This is a genomic window from Peptoniphilus grossensis (assembly GCF_001940285.1).
In the GTDB taxonomy this organism is placed as follows: domain Bacteria; phylum Bacillota; class Clostridia; order Tissierellales; family Peptoniphilaceae; genus Peptoniphilus_A; species Peptoniphilus_A faecalis.
Genome location: NZ_MJIH01000001.1, coordinates 384,070 through 406,384, shown reverse-complemented (window position 1 = coordinate 406,384; position 22,315 = coordinate 384,070). Strand labels below are relative to the sequence as shown.

General features: G+C 29.7%; 19 protein-coding genes. 18 read left to right on the top strand and 1 reads right to left on the bottom strand.

Annotation, left to right across the window (positions count from 1 at the left end; all coding sequences use genetic code 11):
• Positions 1-4: 4 nt before the first annotated feature.
• Positions 5-1,003, top strand: coding sequence for a tRNA (adenosine(37)-N6)-threonylcarbamoyltransferase complex transferase subunit TsaD (gene tsaD / locus BIV18_RS01945; RefSeq protein ID WP_075659053.1), 999 nt, complete (start codon positions 5-7; stop codon positions 1,001-1,003).
• Between the two features lie 65 nt (positions 1,004-1,068).
• Here tsaD and BIV18_RS01940 read toward each other — a convergent pair whose 3' ends face one another.
• Positions 1,069-2,586, bottom strand: a complete 1,518-nt coding sequence (locus tag BIV18_RS01940; protein WP_075659052.1) for an oleate hydratase — start codon at positions 2,584-2,586, stop codon at positions 1,069-1,071.
• A gap of 106 nt (positions 2,587-2,692) precedes the next feature.
• Between BIV18_RS01940 and BIV18_RS01935 the strand changes: the two genes are divergently transcribed.
• From BIV18_RS01935 to BIV18_RS01855, 17 genes are all read left to right on the top strand, one after another.
• Positions 2,693-5,584 carry an insulinase family protein gene (locus BIV18_RS01935; RefSeq protein ID WP_075659051.1) on the top strand — a complete coding sequence of 964 codons (2,892 nt, stop codon included), beginning with the start codon at positions 2,693-2,695 and terminating at the stop codon, positions 5,582-5,584.
• 11 nt (positions 5,585-5,595) lie between these two features.
• Positions 5,596-6,375, top strand: coding sequence for an inositol monophosphatase family protein (locus tag BIV18_RS01930; protein ID WP_075659050.1), 780 nt, complete (start codon positions 5,596-5,598; stop codon positions 6,373-6,375).
• A 177-nt stretch (positions 6,376-6,552) separates the two neighbouring features.
• Positions 6,553-7,470 (top strand): Ppx/GppA phosphatase family protein, encoded by a 918-nt coding sequence (locus BIV18_RS01925; RefSeq protein ID WP_075659049.1) that lies wholly within the window; start codon positions 6,553-6,555, stop codon positions 7,468-7,470.
• The gene (gene ppk1 / locus BIV18_RS01920) at positions 7,448-9,592 is read left to right on the top strand and encodes a polyphosphate kinase 1 (protein ID WP_178385765.1); all 2,145 of its coding nucleotides are present in this window, start codon (positions 7,448-7,450) and stop codon (positions 9,590-9,592) included. The genes BIV18_RS01925 and ppk1 overlap by 23 nt, the downstream gene beginning before the upstream one ends.
• A 500-nt stretch (positions 9,593-10,092) precedes the next feature.
• Positions 10,093-10,773: a phosphoribosylaminoimidazolesuccinocarboxamide synthase gene (locus BIV18_RS01915; protein ID WP_075659047.1), complete on the top strand. Its 681-nt coding sequence runs from the start codon at positions 10,093-10,095 to the stop codon at positions 10,771-10,773.
• Positions 10,774-10,781: 8 nt separating this feature from the next.
• Positions 10,782-11,258 carry a 5-(carboxyamino)imidazole ribonucleotide mutase gene (gene purE / locus BIV18_RS01910; protein ID WP_075659046.1) on the top strand — a complete coding sequence of 159 codons (477 nt, stop codon included), beginning with the start codon at positions 10,782-10,784 and terminating at the stop codon, positions 11,256-11,258.
• Between the two features lie 11 nt (positions 11,259-11,269).
• On the top strand, positions 11,270-12,301 hold the full coding sequence (gene purM, locus BIV18_RS01905) for a phosphoribosylformylglycinamidine cyclo-ligase (RefSeq protein ID WP_075659045.1): 1,032 nt from the start codon (positions 11,270-11,272) through the stop codon (positions 12,299-12,301).
• Positions 12,285-12,887: a phosphoribosylglycinamide formyltransferase gene (gene purN, locus BIV18_RS01900; RefSeq protein WP_235860762.1), complete on the top strand. Its 603-nt coding sequence runs from the start codon at positions 12,285-12,287 to the stop codon at positions 12,885-12,887. Before purM ends, purN begins: the two co-directional genes overlap by 17 nt.
• 1 nt (position 12,888) lies before the next feature.
• A complete protein-coding gene (gene purH / locus BIV18_RS01895; protein WP_075659043.1) occupies positions 12,889-14,400 on the top strand; it encodes a bifunctional phosphoribosylaminoimidazolecarboxamide formyltransferase/IMP cyclohydrolase in 1,512 nt (503 codons plus the stop codon).
• Positions 14,401-14,408: 8 nt separating this feature from the next.
• A complete protein-coding gene (gene purD / locus BIV18_RS01890; protein WP_075659042.1) occupies positions 14,409-15,653 on the top strand; it encodes a phosphoribosylamine--glycine ligase in 1,245 nt (414 codons plus the stop codon).
• 101 nt (positions 15,654-15,754) lie between these two features.
• On the top strand, positions 15,755-16,429 hold the full coding sequence (locus BIV18_RS01885) for a YoaK family protein (protein WP_235860761.1): 675 nt from the start codon (positions 15,755-15,757) through the stop codon (positions 16,427-16,429).
• A gap of 652 nt (positions 16,430-17,081) precedes the next feature.
• Entirely contained in the window at positions 17,082-17,723 is a 642-nt protein-coding gene (locus tag BIV18_RS01880) for a GntR family transcriptional regulator (RefSeq protein WP_144015193.1), read from the top strand.
• Between the two features lie 152 nt (positions 17,724-17,875).
• A complete protein-coding gene (locus tag BIV18_RS01875; RefSeq protein ID WP_075659039.1) occupies positions 17,876-18,637 on the top strand; it encodes a carbon-nitrogen family hydrolase in 762 nt (253 codons plus the stop codon).
• 13 nt (positions 18,638-18,650) lie between these two features.
• Positions 18,651-19,331 (top strand): DUF2848 family protein, encoded by a 681-nt coding sequence (locus BIV18_RS01870; RefSeq protein ID WP_075659038.1) that lies wholly within the window; start codon positions 18,651-18,653, stop codon positions 19,329-19,331.
• 28 nt (positions 19,332-19,359) lie between these two features.
• Positions 19,360-20,388 (top strand): TRAP transporter substrate-binding protein, encoded by a 1,029-nt coding sequence (locus BIV18_RS01865; RefSeq protein ID WP_083635516.1) that lies wholly within the window; start codon positions 19,360-19,362, stop codon positions 20,386-20,388.
• Between the two features lie 14 nt (positions 20,389-20,402).
• Positions 20,403-20,873, top strand: coding sequence for a TRAP transporter small permease (locus tag BIV18_RS01860; protein WP_075659037.1), 471 nt, complete (start codon positions 20,403-20,405; stop codon positions 20,871-20,873).
• Positions 20,870-22,138 (top strand): TRAP transporter large permease, encoded by a 1,269-nt coding sequence (locus BIV18_RS01855; RefSeq protein ID WP_075659036.1) that lies wholly within the window; start codon positions 20,870-20,872, stop codon positions 22,136-22,138. The genes BIV18_RS01860 and BIV18_RS01855 overlap by 4 nt, the downstream gene beginning before the upstream one ends.
• Positions 22,139-22,315: the final 177 nt, after the last annotated feature.

Genomic DNA, 22,315 nt, shown 5'->3' with positions numbered 1-22,315 from the left:
TGAGATGAAAATTTTGGCAGTAGAATCCTCATGTGATGAAACTTCAGTGGCCGTCGTGGAAGATGGCCGCAAAGTTTACTCTAATGTAATTGCATCCCAAATTGATACTCACAAAAAATTTGGCGGAGTTGTGCCTGAAATTGCATCAAGACAACATGTTGAAGCTATTAACACAGTTTTAAAGGAAGGTCTTGAGGAAGCAGGAGTAAAATTATCAGACATAGATATTATAGCAGCAACAAAGGGACCAGGACTTATTGGTGCACTTTTAGTTGGACTTAGTGCGGGAAAAGCTCTTGCACTTTCTACAGGTAAGCCCTTTGTCGGTGTGAATCATATAGTTGGCCACGTGTGTGCAAATTATATTTCCTTTAAAGAATTGGAGCCACCCTTTGTTGGATTAATAATCTCTGGTGGACACACTTATTTAATCGAAGTAAAGGATTATGTGGATTTCACACTTCATGGCAGAACTGTGGACGATGCAGTGGGAGAAGCCTTTGATAAGGTTGCAAGGTCTTTAGGGTTAGCTTATCCAGGGGGTCCAGTTATTGATTCTCTTGCAAAAAAGGGAAAGGAAACAATTGAATTTCCAAGGGTAATGATAAAGGAAGACAATTATAATTTCTCTTTTAGCGGGCTTAAAACTGCTGTTTTAAATTATTTAAATAGTGCAAAACTCCGAGGAGAAGAAATAGTTGTAGAAGATGTTTGTAAGTCCTTTCAAGAGGCAATAGTTGATGTTTTAATTGAAAAGTCCTTTAGACTTGCTAGAGAAACTAAAAGGGATAAAATTGTTCTTTGCGGAGGAGTTTCTGCAAATTCAAGAATTAGAGAAGCTTTTGAAGAAAGGGGCAAATCTGAAAATATAAAAATATTTTATCCAGATTTAAAACTTTGCACAGATAACGCAGCAATGATTGCCTCAGCTGCATATTACGAGTACATTGCAGGCAAAGTTGATGAAAACAATTTTGCAAATCCTAATTTAGGGTTAAAATAATTTTGATTGAGCATTTGCAAGTGGCATTATAAAAGTTTGCAATATAAAAGTGCATTTCTGCACTTTTATAGGTTATTAATAAATTTTAAAATTTCAATCTTAGAAAGGTCCTTTTCAAAAACTTCTAAGTGGTCAATGCCCATTATGTCGTGGGCATTTTTTATGCCCTGTTGCACTAATTTTTCTATTGAATAAAGTTCTCCAAAGTCAGAATTTTTTGAAGAAATGAAAAACAAATTACAAATTTTATTTACATTTCTATTATAACTTTCACCAGGAATTTTTTTGTAGTTTTCAAAAACTGAAATACTTACATTTTTAAGATTAAATCTAAGATCTGCATATTTTTCTTCCAAATTAAACAACTTAATAAGCTCAAAGAAAAAGTCCTCGCCATTTAATGCATTAAAGACATTTCCAACAAAAATAGAATTTTTATTGGGATTTAAAATTTTTAAAATTACTCTATTTTCAATTATTTTTGTAGAAAGGCCAGACTTTACTTTGAAAATAAAGAAGTTGCTATCTTGTAAATTTTTTCTTAATTTATTTATAAAGGAATCATCAGAAAATTCTAAGTTTACATAGAGAATTGATGAGTCAGTAATCTTGCCCTCGATTTCTTTATAAATATTTTGATAAGAATAATTATCCTTTGAAAAGTAAGTATTTAAAATCCTCTCAGGAATATTGGTAGTGTTTCCAAGAGCTAAATTTGACAGATATGTTGGCGATTCAATGGAAATAATGTCTTTTAAATCAGTATAAACCTCATCTACTTGTTCATTTTTTTCAAAAGTAAGCTTGTTTACATAATTATCAGTTGAACTAAAGTCTATAAATTTATAATCATCATAAAAATTAACGCCAAGTTTTTTTAAATAATCCTTAATAATTTTGTGAATTTTATCTGAATCTAGGTCAAAATAATTTGCTGAACCAATGTAATCAATTAGAGCTTCCTTTAATTCAGAGACTGGAGAAGTTTCCTTTAAGTTGTAGATGCTTGCTAAATAATAAAACAAATTTGAATCTAAAAAGTCAGAGAACAAAAAGTACTTTTCAATGGAACTTTTATCGTCAAAGTCAATGGGCGATAGGAGCAGTTTATATAATTTTTTTTTGCTATTTTCGTCTACATTATTTACATTAGAAAATTGATTTAAAGATAAATCTAAAATAATTGGTTTTTCCTTTTTTGCCATTTTTTCTAAAACATTATTTACTTCATCTTCATCTAAAATATTTTCTAGCATTTCTAAAGTATTTTTGAAATTAAATTTTGAAAACCTATTGTCAAAGGTTTCATAATTGTTTTCGCCCTCATTTATTTTTATAAATTCATTAAAGTGTTTTGTGTAAATATTTATATTAAGTGGATTTAAATTTGCATGATTAATAAGACCATAGGCAAGGGCTAAATTGCCAAAACCATCGCCAAGTAAGTAAGCTTTTGAGTTTTCGTCACGATTTGGCATGAGAATTTTCACTTCATCATCAGAGACTTTTTTTGCAGCAAAAATAGCAGCAGAAATTGTTGCAGCTGCAATAGCTAGTTTTTTAATGTCATCTTTTTTTGACATGATCTCACCTCAGTTTAAGTTTACCCAATTTTTACAATCATTAATTTATTAATTCTAATTTGTTAAATTCTTTTATTACAAGTATAATAACAAAGGAGGGATTAATTTGAAAAATTATAAATTAATTGAAGAAAAATATATAGACGAAGTTGCATCAAATTGCAAAGTCTATTCTCATATAAAAACGGGAGCAAAAGTACTTACTCTTGAAAATAATGACGATAACAAAGCCTTTGGAATTGGGTTTAGGACGCCACCTGAAAGGGGAAATGGAGTATGTCATATAGTTGAGCATTGCGTACTTTCTGGATCAAGAAAATTTAAAACTAAAGAACCCTTTATGGATTTAATCAAGTCATCGCTACAAACTTTTTTAAATGCCATGACTTTTCCAGACAAAACAATTTATCCTGTATCAAGTAGAAACAAAAAAGATTTTTATAATTTAATGGATGTCTATTTAGATGCGGTTTTTTATCCAAGTATATACGAGGAAGAAAAAATATTTCTTCAAGAAGGTTGGCATTACGATTTAAAAAGCAAGGATGATGAACTAAAATACAATGGAGTTGTATACAACGAGATGAAGGGAGTTTATTCTTCTTCAGAAAACATTGTATCTGACGCCATGGTTTTTGCTCTTCACGAAAACTCAAGCTATGGTGTAGATTCAGGCGGAGACCCAAAACTTATCCCTACACTGAGCTATGAAGAATTTAAAAACTATCATAAAAAATATTATCACCCATCAAATTCTTACATTTATCTCTACGGAAATCAAGATATGGAAGAAGCTCTAAATTTTATTGATAAAAATTATTTAGCTGATTTTGATAAAGAAGAGATCAATTCAAAAATTATTTTAAATGATGAATTGAAAAAAACTAAGGATGTAGAAATAACATTTTCTGCGTCTAAGGAGGAAATGAAGGAGAAAATTGATTATCTTTCAAAGGGTTGGACTATTGGCTATGCAGATTCAAAATTAGATGTATTTATGCGTGATTTTTTAGCGGAACTTTTAATAGATGCCCAAGCTGCACCAATTAAAAAGGCGATTTTTGAAGCAGGGCTTGCTGAAGATGTCTACTCTGAAACTTCATCTTCCTTTCCTCTTGATTTATCAATAGTCTTGAAAAATACAGATGCAGATAGAAAAGATGAATTTTTAAAAATTTTAAAAAATACGTTAGAAAATTTAGTGGAAAAGGGAATCGATAGAGATCTTTTGGAAGCAACCTTAAATAAATTTGAATTTATTTTTAGAGAAGGTGGTGGCACGCAAAAGGCTATAATATACTATATTAGAGCTCTTAATTCTTGGTTATACGATCAATCTCCACTTGATGCTCTATATTATAATGATGTATTAAATGAAGTAAAAGAAAAATTAAGTGATAATTTTGTAGAAAATTATATAAAAGAAAAATTATTAGACAATGTTTATTCTGTAAATTTAGTTGCAAGACCTGAATTAAATAAAAATGACAGAGAGGAAAAAGAATTAAGGGAAGATCTTCAAACAATAAAGGAAAAAATGTCTAATGAAGAAATAGAAGAAATTATAAAAAAGAGCATTGAACTTGAAAAATATCAAAGCGAAGAGGACTCACTTGAAGCTAAAAAAACTATTCCATCTCTTGAACTTTCTGATATTGATGAGAAAGTTACAGATTATAAGCCTGAAGAAGATAAAATTGGAGATGTAATTTATCTAAAATCAAATCAAGAGACAAATGGGATAGTTTACACTACAATTTCACATGATATTTCCTTTATAAAAAGGGAAGAAATTGAAACAATGTCTATTCTTCTTTCAATAATTGGACTTATCGATACTAAAAATTATTCTTACGAAGAATTAAACAATGAAATTTATAAGGCAACTGGCGGCATAACCTTTAATCCAACAGTTTATGTTGATTCAAAAGACAAGGAAAAATATTATCTTAGAATGAATGTTAAGATGAAATCCACAGCAGAAAATGTAAAAAGAGGACTAGAAATTGTAGATGAGATTATTTATAATTCCGTGCTTAATTCAAAAAAGAGAATTAAAGAACTTTTAAATATTTTGAAATCAAGAATTGAATCAACGATGTTGCAAAATGGACATCAATTTATAATTTCAATTTTAAAATCCTATTACTCAAAAGTAGCAGAGATTCAATCTCATATTGGTGGATTAGATTATTATAATTTCATGAGAGATTTAGCGGAAAATTTTGAAGATAGATGGGAAAAATTTGAAAAAGATTCAGAAGAAGTTTATAAAAAATTATTTGCAAGAGATAATTTAATAATTTCAACTGTAGGAAATATTTCTGACTTAAATAAAATTAAAGATGATTTAAAAGTTTATATAGACAAATTAAAAGTAGAAAATATAAAAATTAGCGACTATGACTTTAAATGTGAAAATAAAAATGAGGGACTTTACACAACTTCAAATGTTATTTACGCATCAAAGGGTTACGACCTTGAAAAGCTTGGATTAAAATATTCAGGTGATCTTACAGTTCTTGCAAATATTTTAAATTCATCCTATCTTCACAACGAAATTAGGGCAAAGGGTGGAGCCTATGGTGCAGGGATTACCATTGGCAGAAATTGTGAAATGGCAACTTATTCTTACAGAGATCCAAACTTAAGTAATACAGTGAAGGTTTACAATGAAATTGGAAATTTTATTGAAAACTTAAAAATGTCCGATGAAGATTTAAAAGATTTTATAATTGGTTCAATGAACGCCTTCGACCCACTTCTTTCACCAGAACAAATTGGAGATATAAATTTATCAAGGTTTATAACTAGACTTACAATAGAAGATTTGGAAAAATCTAAAAGGGAAGCTTTGGAAACAAATATTGAAAAATTAAATTCCTATGGAAAAGTATTTGATGACGCTATGAAAAAAAATTATATAGCAGTTTTTGGCAGTGAAAGTATAATTAGAGATAGTGCAGATCTATTTAAGGAAATTAAGTCCATTAAATAGTTGGAGGTTTTATGATAAATTATCATGAAATATTAATAAAAATTGAAAAGTTAATGAAGGATGCTTCAAAAAATTTCTTTGAACTTGACCCCAAGAATAATTTTAAGATGAAGGGTAGAAATGATTATGTGACTGAAGTTGATTTTAAAGTACAAGAATTTTTGGAGAAAAATCTTTTAAAATTAATAAAAAATTCAAACCTCTTGGCAGAGGAAAGGGACAAATCAAAATCTGAAATAAAAGAATATACTTGGGTTTTAGACCCTGTTGATGGAACAACTAATTTAGTTCACGGTTTTGATCATTCTGTAATAAGTCTTGCACTTTTAGAAAATTCACAAATTGTAATTGGAGCAATTTACGATCCTTTTAGAGATGAGTTTTTTTCTGCAATAAAGGGTGAAGGTGCGAAATTAAATGGAAGTAAAATAAAAACTTCTGATTGTAAAAATTTTTCTGAAGCGTTAATTGGCTCTGGAACTGGCGGAGGAAGAGTTGACCGTGCCGATGAAACTTTTGAGATGATAAGATTTATTTACAACAATACAAAGGGCATTAGACATATAGGAGCTGCTGCACTTGAAATGTGTTATACATCCTGTGGAAGGTATGATGCCTTTATAGATGACGGATTAAATCTTTGGGATTATGCCGCAGGAACTTTAATAGTAAGAGAAGCCGGTGGCTTAGTCATAAATATGCACGGCGAAGAAGTCGGTTGTGAAAGGTTTGGCGGCATAATTTGCGGAAATAAAAATATTGTAGAGGAATTAAGAAGATTTGTGTATTGATTAAAATACACTATAAAGCTTTTATTTATTATGAACACGGTGTGATGCCGTGTTTTTTCTTTAACTTTTTAATTTGTAGAAAAGTGGTTATAATTAAATTAGAGAATATTACATAGTATAAAAAAATATTTTACGAGAAATTTACAAATAAAGTTTAAAATTAAAAAGAGGAGATTTATGAGGCACGCAATAGTAGACATAGGATCAAACACAATTAGACTAATTATCTTTGATGTAGAAGGAAATGTTAAAAATTTTAAAAAAGTATTAAATAAAAAATATACAGCTGGGCTTATTACTTATGTTCACGATGGAGAGCTTTCTGGAAAGGGAATAAAAAAGCTTACAAAGACTCTTTACAGTATAAAAAATATTGTAAAGGAACTAAATGTCGACACTTTTTCACCCTTTGCAACAGCATCTCTTAGAAATTTAGATAACACCGAAGAGGTGCTTGAAAAAGTTAAAAGAGATCTAGATATCCATATAGATGTTTTAAAACAAGTTGACGAAGCCTTTCTTGGCAATGTTGGCATAAGAAGTGAAATTGAAGCAGATAGAGGAATTACAATAGATATTGGAGGTGCCAGTACAGAAATTGTTTATTTTGAAAAAAATGGGCCCAAGGAATTTATCAACTTAAGTACGGGATCTCTTCTTCTATTTAGAGAAAATGTATCAAGAGTTTTGCCAAAGAAAAGTGAAATTCGTGCCATTGAAAAATCCGTTATTCGTGAGATTAATTCTTCACATTTTTCAACTAAGGCAGTTAGATTAATTGGAATTGGAGGAACCATAAGAACAGCGGGAAAAGTTATTGCAGATTTATGGTCTAAGGATGAAGATCATTTCACTATTAAAGATATTTACAAACTTGTAGATCTCATTAAAGATGGAGAAACTGATACCATTAGGTCAATTATTAGGATCAACCCTGCGAGAATTCACACACTAATTCCCGGAATAATTATTTTAAAAACTGTAATGGAAAAACTAGAAATCAATGAGATAGAAGTTTCTGACAATGGTCTCAGAGAAGGGTATTTAATTTATAAAGTATTGGAAGGTAATAATGAAATCTTATTTTCAAAATAGAGAGCTGTCATGGCTTAGATTTAACGAAAGAGTGCTATTGGAAGCAACTGAAGATAGTGTACCAGATCTTGAAAAATTAAAGTTTGTAAGTATTTTTGCTTCAAATTTAGATGAATTTTTTATGGTAAGAGTTGGCTCTCTTCACGATCTTTCTGCACTCAAAAAAGAAGTCAAGGATAATAAAACGGGCATGAGTGCAGGCGAACAAATTAATGCAATTTTAAAAACTTTGCCAGCGATGTATAGAGAACGGGACGAAATCTTTAAAAAGGTTAGTGAAAATTTAGAAAAATCAAATATAAGAGAGCTAAAATACAGCGATTTAAATTTAGAACAAAAAACTTTTGTGGAAGATTTTTATATTAAGAGAATTGACCAATTGGTTTCTCCTCAAATTGTCGATATTAATCATCCCTTTCCCTTTTTAGAAAATACAAAATTATATGCCTTTGCCAGTCTTGAAAAGGGCAAGGAAAAAGTATTTGGAATAGTTCCCATTAGAAATACTTATCCCAAATATTTAATTCTTCCTGGAGAAAATTTTGAATACATTTTAATAGAAGAAATTATTTTAAATCAAATCAATCAAATTTTTAAAGAATATAAAATATTATCAAAAAATATTATTAAAGTTACTAGAAATACAGATTTTGTTGACGACAGAGACACTTGGGAAGAGTTTGACGATTATAGGGAATACATGAAGAGCATACTTAAAAAGAGAAAGAGATTAAATGTTGTAAGGCTCGAGTCTAAAGGTAAACTTTCTAAACAATCTCTTAATTTTTTACTTGAAAAAATTGAATTGACAGAGGCAGCATATTTTCCAATAGAATCACCTCTTAATATGAAATATGTATTTGATTTAATTAAGGATATTCCAAAGGCAATTAAAAGCAAACTTTTATATAAAGATTTAATTCAATATAATCCAGCAGACTTTAGCAAAAGCATTATAGACGATGTAAGATATAAGGATAGAATTTTATCCTATCCTTACGAAAGCATGGATACTTTTCTAAATCTTTTAAAGGAAGCAGCAAATGATCCAGATTGTAAATCTATAAAAATTACAATTTACAGACTTGCAAAAAATTCAAAGGTAGTAAGATACTTGACTGAAGCTGCACAAAATGGAAAAGAAGTTACAGTTTTCGTAGAATTAAAGGCTAGGTTTGACGAAGAATCAAATATAAATTATGCAAATATTCTCTATGAAGAAGGTTGCAACATTATCTATGGATTTAATAAATACAAAATGCACTCTAAAATTTGCTTAATAACTTTTAGAAATCCAAAAACAGAGAACTTAAATTATATTACTCAAATTGGAACAGGAAATTATAACGAATCAACTGCAAAACAATATACGGACTTTTCACTTATGACTGCCAATTCAGAAATAGGACTTGATGCAACAGACTTTTTCAAAAATATGTCTATTGGAAATTTAGATGGCAAATATATGCATTTGTTGCAATCTCCAACTACACTAAAGACTGGGTTAATGCACCATGTGGAAAGAGAAATTGCAAAGGGTGAAGAGGGATATATTCTATGTAAATTTAATTCTCTAACTGATAAGGATTTTATTGAAAAATTTATTGAAGCCTCACAAAGGGGAGTTAAAGTTGATTTAATAATTAGAGGAATTTCTTGTTTACTACCTGGAATAAAAAACCAAAGTGAAAACATTAGAATTCGATCTATTGTAGGAAGATTTTTGGAACATCCAAGAGTATATGTTTTCGGCAAAGAAGATTCAGTGATGTATATTTCATCTGCAGATTTAATGACAAGGAATACTGAAAATAGAGTTGAAATAGCTACGCCGATTTTAGATTCTGAAATAAAGGAAAGAATTTTAAAATATTTGGAAGTTCAAATGAAGGATAATGTCGGTGCAAGGCTTATGAATAGCAGTGGAGAATATGAAAAAATAGAAGATTGTGGCGAAAAATTTTCTTCTCAAAGATATTTTGTAAAGGAAGGAGAAGAAAAGAATTTTTCTGCAAGAAGTAAAATAGATGAAGTCGTGGCAAGAAAGGAAAAAATCCAAGAAAAAGAAAGTGTTAAAAAAGAATCCTTCTTGGGAAAACTTTTTAGTTTCTTTAAAAAATAAAAAATTAAATTTAGTCTTACTCCTAGATTTTCTAGGAGTATTATTTTTACACATAAATGCAATATTAATAAGACACTTATAATAGAAAAGAAGAGAATTTCCTAATTAGAGTAATTGAATATATTTTATAGAAAATAGTTAAGATAAATTAGTGACAGCATATAGTTTATTAAAATATTTTTACTATATATTTACAAAAAGTTTTTATCTAATATACAATTTTTCACTATTATTAAGACAATCCTATTTGTTATATCCATGGGTGCGATGTCTTTGACAAGTTTAGAAAAACTATTGACAATTAAATTTTAAATTGTTAAAATCTAATTGTATGAGAGCTCATATTTTGAGTGAAAGTGTACCTAGGGATCCGGGCTTTGCCAAGGACCGAGCGGTACGGATGCTTTTTAAAAGTATCACACCTTAGGGAAAAAAGCCCAGAGGGGTAGGTTTTACGAAATCTGCCTCTTTGGGCTTTATTTTATTTTACTGGAGGAATTATGAAGACTATTTACCAAGGAAAAACTAAGAATGTTTTAGAAGAAAATGGAAGATGTTATCTACAATTTAAGGATGATATGACAGGAACTGACGGAGTTTTTGATACTGGTGGAAACCAAGTAGCTGGTAGTATTGAAGGTGCAGGAAAAGAGTGTTTAAAAGTTACAAAATACTTCTTTGAAAAAATCAACGAAGCTGGAATCGACACTCACTACATTTCTGCAGATGTTGATAATAATTTAATGGAAGTAAAAAGAGCAAAAGTTTTTGGCAAAGGCCTTGAAGTTATTACAAGATTTAAAGCTGTAGGTTCTTTCTACAAAAGATATGGTCTTTATATTGAAGAAGGGGCTGACCTTCCTGAATATACTGAATTTACTTTAAAGGATGATGGAAGAGATGATCCTCTAATTACAAAAGATGGGCTTGCTATTTTAGGTATTTTAACAGCTGAAGAATATGATAAAATTGTAGAAATGAATAAAAAGATTGCTAATGTTGTTAAAGATATTTTAGCTGAATGTGGACTTGATCTTTACGATATTAAATTTGAATATGGTAAACTTGAAGGTTCAAATGAAATTGTATTAATCGACGAAGTTAGTGGTGGAAACATGAGAGCTTATAAAGACGGTGAATATGTAAAACCACTTGATGTTTCAAAATATTTAAATATTTAAGGGATAAAATGAGAGTATCAATTATAATGGGTTCAATTTCTGACAGAGAAATTGCAGATAAAATAGTTGCAAAATTAATGGAATTTGGAATTGAGTATGACGCCAAAGTAATTTCTGCTCACAGAGCCTTGAATCAATTGCAAAATTATGTAAAAAATGCTGAAGATGAAAGTCAAGTTTTCATATCAATTGCGGGAAAGGCTGCTCACCTTGGCGGTGTTATAGCAGCTCTTACTACAAGACCTGTTATTGGAGTTCCAGTTAAGAGTTCAACTCTTGATGGACTTGACGCACTTCTTTCCACTGTTCAAATGCCAAGTGGCGTGCCTGTTGCAACTGTTGCAATAAATGGTGGAGAAAATGCTGCAATTTTAGCAGCAGAAATTTTAGCTATTTCTGATGATAATTTAAAGGAAAAATTAAAGAAATTTAGAGCAGATATGTCAAAAAAAATTGCAAACACCGATTATGTTTATGAAGGATAAAAGGAGCGGAGATGGCAATTAATTACAAAGACGCAGGCGTAGATGTTGATGCCGGTCAAAGAGAAGTTGAATTAATTAAAAGTATTGTTGCAAAAACTCAATCAAAGGATGTTTTATCATCTATTGGTGGTTTTTCAGGTCTTTTCAATTTAGATTTAAGTGAAATTAAACATCCTGTTTTAGTAAGTGGAACTGATGGAGTTGGTACAAAGGTAATTTTGGCACATATGCTAAATAAACATGATACTATTGGCATCGACTGTGTTGCCATGTGTGTAAATGATATATTGTGTCAAGGTGCAAAGCCTCTTTTCTTCTTGGATTACATTGCTACAGGAAAATTAATACCTGAAAAAATGGAAGAAATTGTAAAGGGAGTTGCTGAAGGTTGCATAAAAGCTCAAGCATCTCTTATTGGTGGAGAAACTGCAGAAATGCCAGGAGTTTATCAAGAAGATCAATATGACCTTGCTGGATTTTGTGTAGGAGTTGTCGATAGAGATAAAATTATCGACGGTTCCAGCATTAAAGAAGGAGATATTGTATTTGGACTTGCATCTAATGGAGTTCACTCAAATGGTTATTCTTTAGTGAGAAAAATTATTTTTGACCACTGCAATTTTGACTTAAATGAAAAATTCGATGAACTTGAATGTACTCTTGGGGAAGAACTTTTAAAACCAACTAGAATTTATGTAAAAGAAGTTTTAGAGCTATTAAAAACTGTTAATATTAAGGGAATGAGCCATATTACTGGCGGCGGTTTTTATGAAAACATACCAAGAATGATACCAGATGGGCTTTGTGCCAAAGTGGATGCATCTGTTATTGAAACACCAGAAATTTTTAAACTTCTAAAAAAGTGGGCAGATATTAATGACAAAGATATGTACTCTACTTTCAATATGGGAGTTGGACTTACTATTGTTGTTTCAGAAGATGATAGAGAAAGAGTTGTTGATTTTTTTAAAAACAGCGACTTAAAACTTTATGAACTTGGAAAAATTATTTCTGGAGAAGATAGAATTGAACTTAGTTTCTAAAAATATTGCAGTTTTAATTTCAGGTGGTGGCACAAATCTTCAAGCCATTATTGACAATACAAAAAATGATTATATCAACGGAAAGGTTAAAATTGTCATTTCTAATAAAGAAAATGCTTATGGTCTTGTTAGGGCAAAAAATGCTGGCATTAAGGGCGTTGTCATCAAAGATGACGAAAAACTTATAAGCACTTTATCTGAAAATAAAATAGATTTAATTGTTCTTGCAGGGTATTTAAAAATCTTGCCAGAAAAAATCACAAAAATTTATGAAAATAAAATAATAAACATCCACCCATCACTAATTCCTGCCTTTTGTGGCAGGGGTTATTATGGGTTAAAAGTTCATGAGGCTGTCATAAAAAAAGGTGTTAAATACACTGGTGCAACTACTCATTTTGTAAATGAATGTGCAGATGATGGCCCAATTATCATGCAAAAAATTACTGAAGTAGGAGATGAAACACCAGAAGAACTTCAAGCAAAAGTTTTAAAGATTGAACATGAAATTTTGCCAAAGTCAGTAAAGTATTTTTGCGAAGATAAATTAAAAGTCGTTAATGGAAAAGTTGTAATCGGAGGTTAGTATGAGGGCACTTATTTCAGTTTTTAACAAAGAGGGAATTGTTGAATTTGCGAGAAAACTTGCAGATAGAAATTGGGAAATCATTTCTACAGGTGGAACTTTTAAAAAATTAAAGGAAGTAGGAATTGATGTAATATCTGTGGATAGCGTAACAGGTTTTCCAGAAATTTTAGACGGTAGAGTAAAAACTTTAAATCCAAAAATACACGGTGGCATTCTAGCTAGACGTGACATAAATGAACACATGGAAACTTTAAAAAATGAAGGAATTGAAACAATCGATATGGTTGTAAATAATTTATATCCCTTTGAAGAGAAGTTACTTGAAAAAGCTAATCATGATACTATGATTGAAAACATCGATATTGGTGGTCCATCTATGATTAGAGCTGCGGCAAAAAATTATAGAGATGTTTTTATTGTAACTGATCCAAGTGATTATGAAGAAGTACTTAATAATTTAGATGGAGATAATTTAGAATTTAAAGAGTATCTTGCCAAAAAAGCCTTTAGCTACACTGCACATTATGATACCATTATTTCTAATTATTTCTTGAAGAGACTACCTGAAGAATTTCCAAAGTATTTAAACAAGAGTTATGAACTTTCTGAAGAGTTAAGATATGGAGAAAACCCTCATCAAAAGGCTGCTTTCTACGAAAACAGCTATACTCCAGATAGAATTTCTTATAATGTTCTTCATGGAAAACAAATTTCTTACAATAACCTAAACGATATGTATTCTGCAATTAATGCAGTTGTAAATTTTGAAAAACCAGCAGCTGTTGCTATTAAACACACTGATCCATGTGGAATTGGTACAGGCGAAACTCTTGAAGAAGCTTTTATAAAGGCTTATGAATGTGACGATGAATCAATTTTCGGGGGAATAATCGCACTTAATAGAGAGGTAGACGAAAAAACTGCCAATCATTTATCAAAAATATTCCTTGAGATTGTTGTTGCACCTAGTTTTTCTAAAGAAGCCTTTGAAATTCTAACTGAAAAGAAAAATATTAGACTTATTGAAGTGCCAGAGTTTGAAAGACTATATGAAGGTGGAAAGAGATTTAAACAAGTTTTAAATGGTATTATAATTCAAGATTCTGACGATATAGTTTGGGATGAAGAAAAACTTTCCTTTGTATCAGATAGAAAGCCAAATGAAAAAGAATTAGAAGAGTTGAAATTTGCCTTCACTTGTTGCAAAGCAACTTTCTCAAATTCAGTTGTAATTGCAAAGGATGGCGGCACTCTTGCACTAGGTCAAGGTGAAACGAAGAGGTCTTGGGCAGTTGAAGAGGCAATTGACAGAGCGGGAGAAAAAGCAAAGGGAGCTGTTCTTGCTTCTGACGGATTTTTCTTTAGAGATACAATTGAACTTTTAGATAAGGCTGGCATTGATGTAATAGTACAACCAGGTGGATCTGTAAAGGATCAAGAAGTAATTGATTATGCAAATGAAAATGGTATTTGTCTTGTCTTTACAAATATAAGGCATTTCAGACACTAGGAGGACGAATGAAAGTACTTGTAATTGGAAATGGTGGCAGAGAACACGCACTTGCATGGAAATTAAAAAAAAGTAAAAGCGTTGATGAAATTTACATGGCAAGGGGAAATGGAGGCACAGAAAATTTTGCAAAAAACATTGACATTGACCCCAAGGATATTAATGAACTTCTAGAATTTGCAGAAAATAAAAAAATTGATTTAACCGTAGTTGGACCAGAAGATCCACTTTGCATGGGGATTGTAGATGCCTTTAATGAAAAGGGTCTTAAAATTTTCGGACCAAATAAAGAATGTGCAAGATTTGAAAAATCCAAAGAATTTACAAAGAAGTTTTTGGAAAAATATTCTATTCCAACAGCAAAATATAAAAGCTTTAAAAATTATGAAGACGCAATTAATGGGCTTATTGAATTTAATTACCCATTAGTTGTAAAAGCTGATGGGCTTTGTCTAGGAAAGGGCGTAATGATTTGTCATGAAGAATCTGAAGCAGAGGATGCCCTTAAAAAGATCTTCAAAGATAAAATTTTTGGAGATGAAGGAAGTACAGTTGTAATAGAAGAGTTTTTAACAGGAGAAGAAGCATCTGTACTTTGTTTAGTTTCAAATAATAAATTATTCCCACTAGAAAGAGCAAAGGATCACAAGCAAATTTATGATAACAACAAAGGACCAAACACTGGAGGAGTTGGTACTTATTCTCCAGTTTCGGTAAGTCCAGAACTAGAAAAAAATCTTGAAAAAATTTACAGAAAAATTGAAGATGGTCTTGAGTCAGAAAAATTAAATTACTCTGGAATTTTATTTATAGGCTTTATGATTGAAGATGATAGACCAAAGGTTTTGGAATTTAATGTTCGATTTGGAGATCCTGAGACAGAAGTTTTAATGCCAAGACTTGACTCAGATCTATTTGAAATTCTAAATAAAACAATTGATGGAAAATTAAAAAAGGAAGACATCAAATGGAAAGAAGAAACTTGTTTAACAGTCATATTGTGTTCAGGAGGCTATCCTGGTTCCTATGAAAAAGACAAAGAAATTTGTGGACTTGATAAGGTGGACGAAGATATAATGGTTTTCCACAATGGGACTAAAAAGACTGATTCACTTTACACAAATGGAGGAAGAGTACTATCTGTTACAGCTCTTGGAAAAGATTTAAAAGAAGCTCGTGAAAAAGCCTATGCAAATGCCCATAGAATAAACTTTGATGGTATTTATTTTAGAAAAGATATTGGAATAAAATAAATATCTATTTAAAAAATAGTATTAAATCTTAAGAAGAGGTGAGTTAAAAATCTCATCTCTTTTTATTTGCAGAAATTTAATTTTGTATTAAACTATAAGAGGTGATTAAATTGAAAATAAAGACCTATGAAAACTTGCACGAAACCTTTTTAGTTTTAGTTTTTATAACATTAGCAGGTGGTTTTCAAGACGCCTATTCCTATTTAATGAGGGGAAAAGTCTTTGCAAATGCACAAACAGGCAATATTGTACTTCTATTTAAAAATATTGTTGAATTAAATTTTAAAGAATCAATTTCTTATTTAATACCAATTAGTGCCTTTACCTTTGGAATATATGTTGCAGTAATATTTGAAGATGCAATTGAAAAGAAAAGGCTCCACTGGCGCCAGTACATAGTTGTAATTGAAATAATTATTATGATTATTGTTTCAATTGTTCCTGAAAATTTAAATAATCTTGCAAATGCCCTTCTATCTTTTTCCTGTGCAATGCAAGTTTATGCTTTTAAAAAAATTTATGGGCTTAATTTTGCAACAACTATGTGTATAGGAAATCTTAGGAGTGCAACGGAAAATCTGTCTAAGTATCACATAACAAAGGACAGAAAATATTTAGAAAATTCTAAAAAATATTACATGGTGATTTTTATCTTTGGAATAGGTGCAGCTTTGGGAAATATTGTATCTGATTACTTTGGCTTAAAGTCAATAATTGTTGCAGCAATATGCCTAACTATTTCTTTTATAATTTTATTTTTTGAAGATAGAGGTTAGTAATTATGTATATTTAAAGTGTTTGAAATTAATATAAGAAGATTAACCACAATAGAATTGCAAGATTTATAATAAACTAAATTAGCAAAATATAATATAAGTGAAATTTTGTGATTAGACATTGCTAAATATACCATTAAGCTTCATTAAATTTTTAATAAGTTTTTCCGCTGATATTTTTGCTAGATCTTTTTTAGATTAATAGTATTTTAGTAATCCATTTAAGTTTTCATTAATACTTTTCTATAAAACCAAGTAGTAATTATAAATTATATCCTATTTTTAAAAGTCTTTGTAACAAGCAAATTTTTTAATTTCTTTAGTTCTATTTTTAATTGAATTTCTAATATTAAATTTTCTATTGTTTCTTTTATTTTCTTAACTTAACTTTTTATAAATTTATAAGTATAAATTCTAGAATTCTAGAATAAAGGAAATTATACGCTCTTTTAAAACAAAGACTTTCATTTTATATATTATTACTAGAATATATAAAATATGCGCGTTAGCTTTAATTATTTGAATTGCAATATAAAATATCTTGTAAATTTGATTTTTATATTGATATGTTTTATTTATTAGTATATCATATTACATAATTAAAGCTATTTATTTTAATTAAACAAATTAGGAGTTGATAAAATTGCTGAATGTGAAAAGCCATAAAATGGCGGCTTATGAAGAAATAAAAGAGAAGATAATAAGTGGTGAATTTGAACCTGGTAAATCCTTAAATGAGAGAACCTTGTCAGAAGAATTTGGAATAAGTAGAACGCCTGTAAGAGAGGCATTAATGAAACTTTCTTATGAGGGATGGATAATAAATGAGCCATATAAACCAAATGTTGTTAGAAATTTTGATTTAAAAACTATTATGGAAGCGCAAAAAGTTAGAGCATCATTGGAATTGTTAGCTATTGACGAATCCTTTAACAATATAAATAATGCAGATATTGAAGAATTGAAACTAATAACAAGAGATACAAAATATGCAAAAACTCATAATGAATTTATTTATGCAGACAGAAGATTTCATGAATATATTTATAATAAAAGTAATAACGAGATATTAAAAGATATGATGAAGACTTTAAATGATATAATAAGATATTTTGGATTAGTTTCTATTGATAATCCTGGAAGAACAAATGAAACTGTTGAAGAACATAATAAAATAATAGATTCTTTAAAAAACAAAAAAAGAGAAGAAGCTATTTTTGCGATGAGGTATCATATGGATCAAACAGAAAAGTCAATAATTAGAAGATTTCAAAGGAAAAGCAATAAAAAATAAAATAAAAAAGATTTAGAACTCAGTATTAAGTTTTGATGCTGAGTTTTTTATTTTAAAAATATTTAATTAATCGGATAAAATACTGTTGACAAATGTTTTCTTTATTGGTAATCTTAGTATACGGTATACCAAATACAAATGAGGAGGCGTTTATGAAGGTCAGTTTAGTTCAATGTGAGCTTAAAATGGGCAAAGTATATGAAAATTTTAAAAGTGTTGAGAATAAAATTAGAGAAGCAATGTTTTCTAATCCAGATGTTATAGTTTTACCAGAAATGTGGAATACTTCATTTATTCCAGCAAATGTCATGGAAATAAGTGACAATGAAGGTATAGAAGCAAGAAAGATTTTATCAAAATTATCGAAAGAACTTAATGTAAATATTGTTGGCGGTTCAGTTTCTAATAAAGCAAATAATAAATTATATAATACTTCTTATATTTTCGACAGAAATGGAAAAGAAATAGCTAAATATAATAAAGTTCATTTGTTTTCACCATCAGGAGAAGATAAATTATTTGAAAAGGGGGACAAATTAGTAACTTTTGAGTTAGACGGTGTAAAGTGTGGAATGGTAATTTGTTATGATATTAGGTTTTTAGAATGGATAAGGAAATACGCTCTAGAGAATATTCAAGTGCTGTTTAATTCAGCTGCTTGGCCGACAAAAAGAATTATGCATTGGGATGTCTTAAATAGGGCAAGAGCTATTGAAAATCAAATGTTTATTGTTTGCGTAAACAGTGTAGGAGATTTTGGCGGACATAGTGCGATAATTGATCCTTGGGGAGAATACATTATTAAACCATATGAATCAAATGAAATTAAATCTGGAGAATTAGATTTTGATATTATAAAGGAAATTAGAGAAAGTATAAATGTTTTTAGGGATAGGCGTCCAGAGTTATATTAATAGGGTGATTTAGTTGAAAAACTTAAAATTTATTTTAAATGATAAAACTATAGACTTTAATTTTGACAAAGTTTATGTAATCGGATATGCAGGAAGAAACATGGAAAAAACTCAAGAACATATTGATGAGTTGGAAAGAGAATTAGGTGTTAAGCCTCCAAAAAGGATTCCTACAATTTTTGAAGTATCTAAGGAAATAGTTACTCAAGACACTGAACTTAAGTTCGTCGGTGAACAAACTTCGGGAGAAGTAGAATATATTATTTTAATAAAAAATGGGAGAATATATATAACTGTTGGCTCAGATCATACTGATAGAGGATTAGAAAGTGTAAGTATTTTTAAATCTAAACAAGTATGTTTAAAACCAATAGCAAAAGAAATATGGGATTATGATGATATAAAAGATCACTGGGATTCTATAAAATTGGTCTCTTCTCAAGTTATTAATGGAAAAGAAATAGAATATCAAAATGATACGTTGGCTTCAATTTTACCAGTTGAAAAAATAATAACGGAATTAAAAGAAAGAGTTGGAAATATTGAAAACTCAATAATTTATTCAGGAACTGTTCCATTAGTTGATGGATTTAAATATGGAAATAAATTTAATTCAAAAATGGTAGATGATGTATTAGGTAAAACTATTAACTTAAATTATGAGATTAATGTAATACCAGAAGAAGAGAGATAATTTTTGTCAAGTAAACTAGGAGGAATTTATGAAAAAATTAAAAAAAATAATTTCAGTTATTTTAGTATTTTTATTAATTACATTTACATTCACAGGATGTGGGTCTAAAAAAGAAGATGATACTGCAAAAGATTCGTCATCTGGGAAAATAAAGATTAAGCTTGGATGTGTGGGTAACGAAAAACACCAATCAACGATAGCAGCTGAATTATTTAAACAGTACTTAGAAGAGTCATCAGATGATTTTGAAGTAAATGTTTATCCTAATGCTCAATTGGGTGGAGAAAGGGAGATGGCAGAAGGCACCAAACTAGGAACTATACAAATGACAATTGTAACTTCAGATGGAACATTGCCAGCGTGGGTTCCTGAAATTCAAATTTTATCAATTCCTTACTTATTTGAAAATCAAGAAAAAGCTTATAAGGCTTTAGATGGTATTATTTCTGAAAAGCTAAATCCAAAATTTGAAGAGGCAGGTTTTAAACATTTAGCTTTTGGTGAATTAGGATTTAGGCATTTCTCTAATTCAAAGAAAGAAATAAAAACAGTAGAAGATATGAAGGGACTTTCATTTAGAGTACAAGAAGCGCCTATCTGGTTTGAATTACTTGATAGTTTAAAAGCATCAGCCGTTCCAGTTTCTTTTAATGAACTATATACAGCACTTCAACAAGGTATGGTTGATGGACAAGAAAACCCAATAGCTACAATTGCAACTCAAAAATTTTATGAAGTTCAAAAATATTTATCTTTAGATGGACACACTTATGCAGCTGTAAGCATGGTTATGAATAAAGACTTTTTTGACAAACTTACACCTGAACAACAAGAAATTGTTCAAAGTGCAGCAAATAAAGCGGCAAAAGAACAAAGAAAAGTTGTGGCAGAACATGAAGCAGAATATTTAAAAGATTTAAAAGACAATGGAATGATAATAACTGAGGTTGATAAAGATTCTTTTGTGGAAGCAACTAAAGACATATACAAAAAACCAGATGTTGAAAAATTAGTTAGTCCTGAATTTGTAGATGAAGTTAGGGATTATGTAAAATAACATTAGGAGGTTCTATGAAGTATCTTGAAAAAATTATTAAATTTATAATGATATTAAGTTCGGCAGTGCTTGCTATTGTTACTTTTTTACAAGTTATAATGAGATTTTTCTTTAAAATGCCGGTTGCATGGGGTCAAGATATAATAAGATTGAGCTTTGTGTATTTAGTTTTTTTAGGAGCAGCTTATTGTTTAAAAACAAACGATCACTTAAATATTGATATAATTTTTTCTGCAATTCCAGTTAAAACAAGTAAAGTATTACAAATTATTATAAATATTATATTATTAGGATTTTTTGTATTTTTGCTAATTTATGGAATCGAATTTTCTAAAACAGGAGTAACTCAAAAAGCCCCTTATACAGCCATACCAATGATTTATTATTATGCGTCTATACCAATAAGTGCATTGTTCTTGATAGTATATGATCTTGAAATCATAATGCATCAGATAAAAAAAATAAAGGATGGTGATACTGAATGATAATTGTATTATTATTTGCAGCATTTCTTTTAGGAATTCCAATAGCTTTTGCATTAGGAATAGTTTCTTTAGGACAGATAGTTGCAGATGGGTATCCTTTACTTGTTGTAGCTCAAAGGCTATTTACAGGAGTTGATAGTATTGCATTAACCGCAATTCCTTTGTTTATATTATCTGGTGGGTTAATGCTTAAGGGTGGAATGAGCGATAGATTAGTAAATTTTGCGGATCTTCTCATTGGACATCATCCGAGTGGACTGGCAATGGTAAGTATTTTAGCTTGTATGTTTTTTGCTGCAATAACGGGATCGGCTATAGCTGCGACGGCTGCTATAGGTGGAATAATGGCACCAATTATGATTGAAAAAGGTTATGATAAAGAGTTCTGTGCTCCTTTACTTGCAACTGGTGGTTCAATAGGGCCAATAATACCACCATCAATTCCACTTTTGATTTATGGAGTTATGGCAAATGTTAGTGTAGCAAAATTATTTATAGGTGGATTTATACCTGGAATTCTTATGGGCATAGCTTTGATGATTTACTCTTATTTTGTAGGGAAAAAAAGAAATTATATAGGTAGGGAAAAAAAAGCATCAATTTCAGAAATATTAGTGGCAGGAAAAGATGCTATACTAGCATTAATAATGCCAATTATTATAATAGGTGGAATAATGAGTGGATTTTTTTCTCCTACCGAATCTGCAACAGTAGCGACTTTTTATGCTTTAATAATTGGATTATTTGTCTATAAAGAGTTAAAACTTAGTGATTTACCAGCAATATTATTAGATGCTGCAAAATCTACTGGACAAGTTTTATTAGTAGTAGGAGCAGCTTCATTATTTACTTGGGTAATAACTGTTAATAATATACCACAAACAGTAGGAGCTTTTTTAGCTGATAATGTTGGATCTAAATTTATGTTACTATTAATAATAAATATTATATTATTAATAGCAGGAACATTTATAGATACGACTAGTGCTGTTGTAATATTTACACCATTATTTTTGCCTATAATTCAGATGTTTGGTATAGACCTTATTCACTTTGGTCTCATTATGGCTGTCAATTTAACTATTGGAATGTGTACACCTCCATTAGGAGTATGTTTATTTGTTGCTGGTTCTATTACTAAAGTATCATTAAAAGAACAAATGAAAGATTTGATACCTATGTTAATAGTTTTAATATTAGTTTTACTAATAATAACATATATACCTTCCACAGTTACAATACTACCAAACAAATTTGTTAAATAATTAAAAATACAACTTCTAATTATTAAAATTTAATATTATCTAAATAAAGATAATGAGTTTTAATAGTTGGGAGTTTTTATTTTTAATAATATTTAGAAGTTTTTAGAATTATAAAACAATATAAGTTTAAAAAATTAAAAAATCATAAATTTATTCATGAATAAGTCATAGATAGTA

Coding starts and splice junctions, on each gene's coding strand:
- tsaD (WP_075659053.1), top strand. CDS start 5: ATGAAAATTTTGGCAGTAGAATCCTCATGTGATGAAACTTCAGTGGCC.
- BIV18_RS01940 (WP_075659052.1), bottom strand. CDS start 2,586: ATGTCAAAAAAAGATGACATTAAAAAACTAGCTATTGCAGCTGCAACA.
- BIV18_RS01930 (WP_075659050.1), top strand. CDS start 5,596: ATGATAAATTATCATGAAATATTAATAAAAATTGAAAAGTTAATGAAG.
- BIV18_RS01925 (WP_075659049.1), top strand. CDS start 6,553: ATGAGGCACGCAATAGTAGACATAGGATCAAACACAATTAGACTAATT.
- ppk1 (WP_178385765.1), top strand. CDS start 7,448: ATGAAATCTTATTTTCAAAATAGAGAGCTGTCATGGCTTAGATTTAAC.
- BIV18_RS01915 (WP_075659047.1), top strand. CDS start 10,093: ATGAAGACTATTTACCAAGGAAAAACTAAGAATGTTTTAGAAGAAAAT.
- purE (WP_075659046.1), top strand. CDS start 10,782: ATGAGAGTATCAATTATAATGGGTTCAATTTCTGACAGAGAAATTGCA.
- purM (WP_075659045.1), top strand. CDS start 11,270: ATGGCAATTAATTACAAAGACGCAGGCGTAGATGTTGATGCCGGTCAA.
- purH (WP_075659043.1), top strand. CDS start 12,889: ATGAGGGCACTTATTTCAGTTTTTAACAAAGAGGGAATTGTTGAATTT.
- purD (WP_075659042.1), top strand. CDS start 14,409: ATGAAAGTACTTGTAATTGGAAATGGTGGCAGAGAACACGCACTTGCA.
- BIV18_RS01875 (WP_075659039.1), top strand. CDS start 17,876: ATGAAGGTCAGTTTAGTTCAATGTGAGCTTAAAATGGGCAAAGTATAT.
- BIV18_RS01865 (WP_083635516.1), top strand. CDS start 19,360: ATGAAAAAATTAAAAAAAATAATTTCAGTTATTTTAGTATTTTTATTA.
- BIV18_RS01860 (WP_075659037.1), top strand. CDS start 20,403: ATGAAGTATCTTGAAAAAATTATTAAATTTATAATGATATTAAGTTCG.
- BIV18_RS01855 (WP_075659036.1), top strand. CDS start 20,870: ATGATAATTGTATTATTATTTGCAGCATTTCTTTTAGGAATTCCAATA.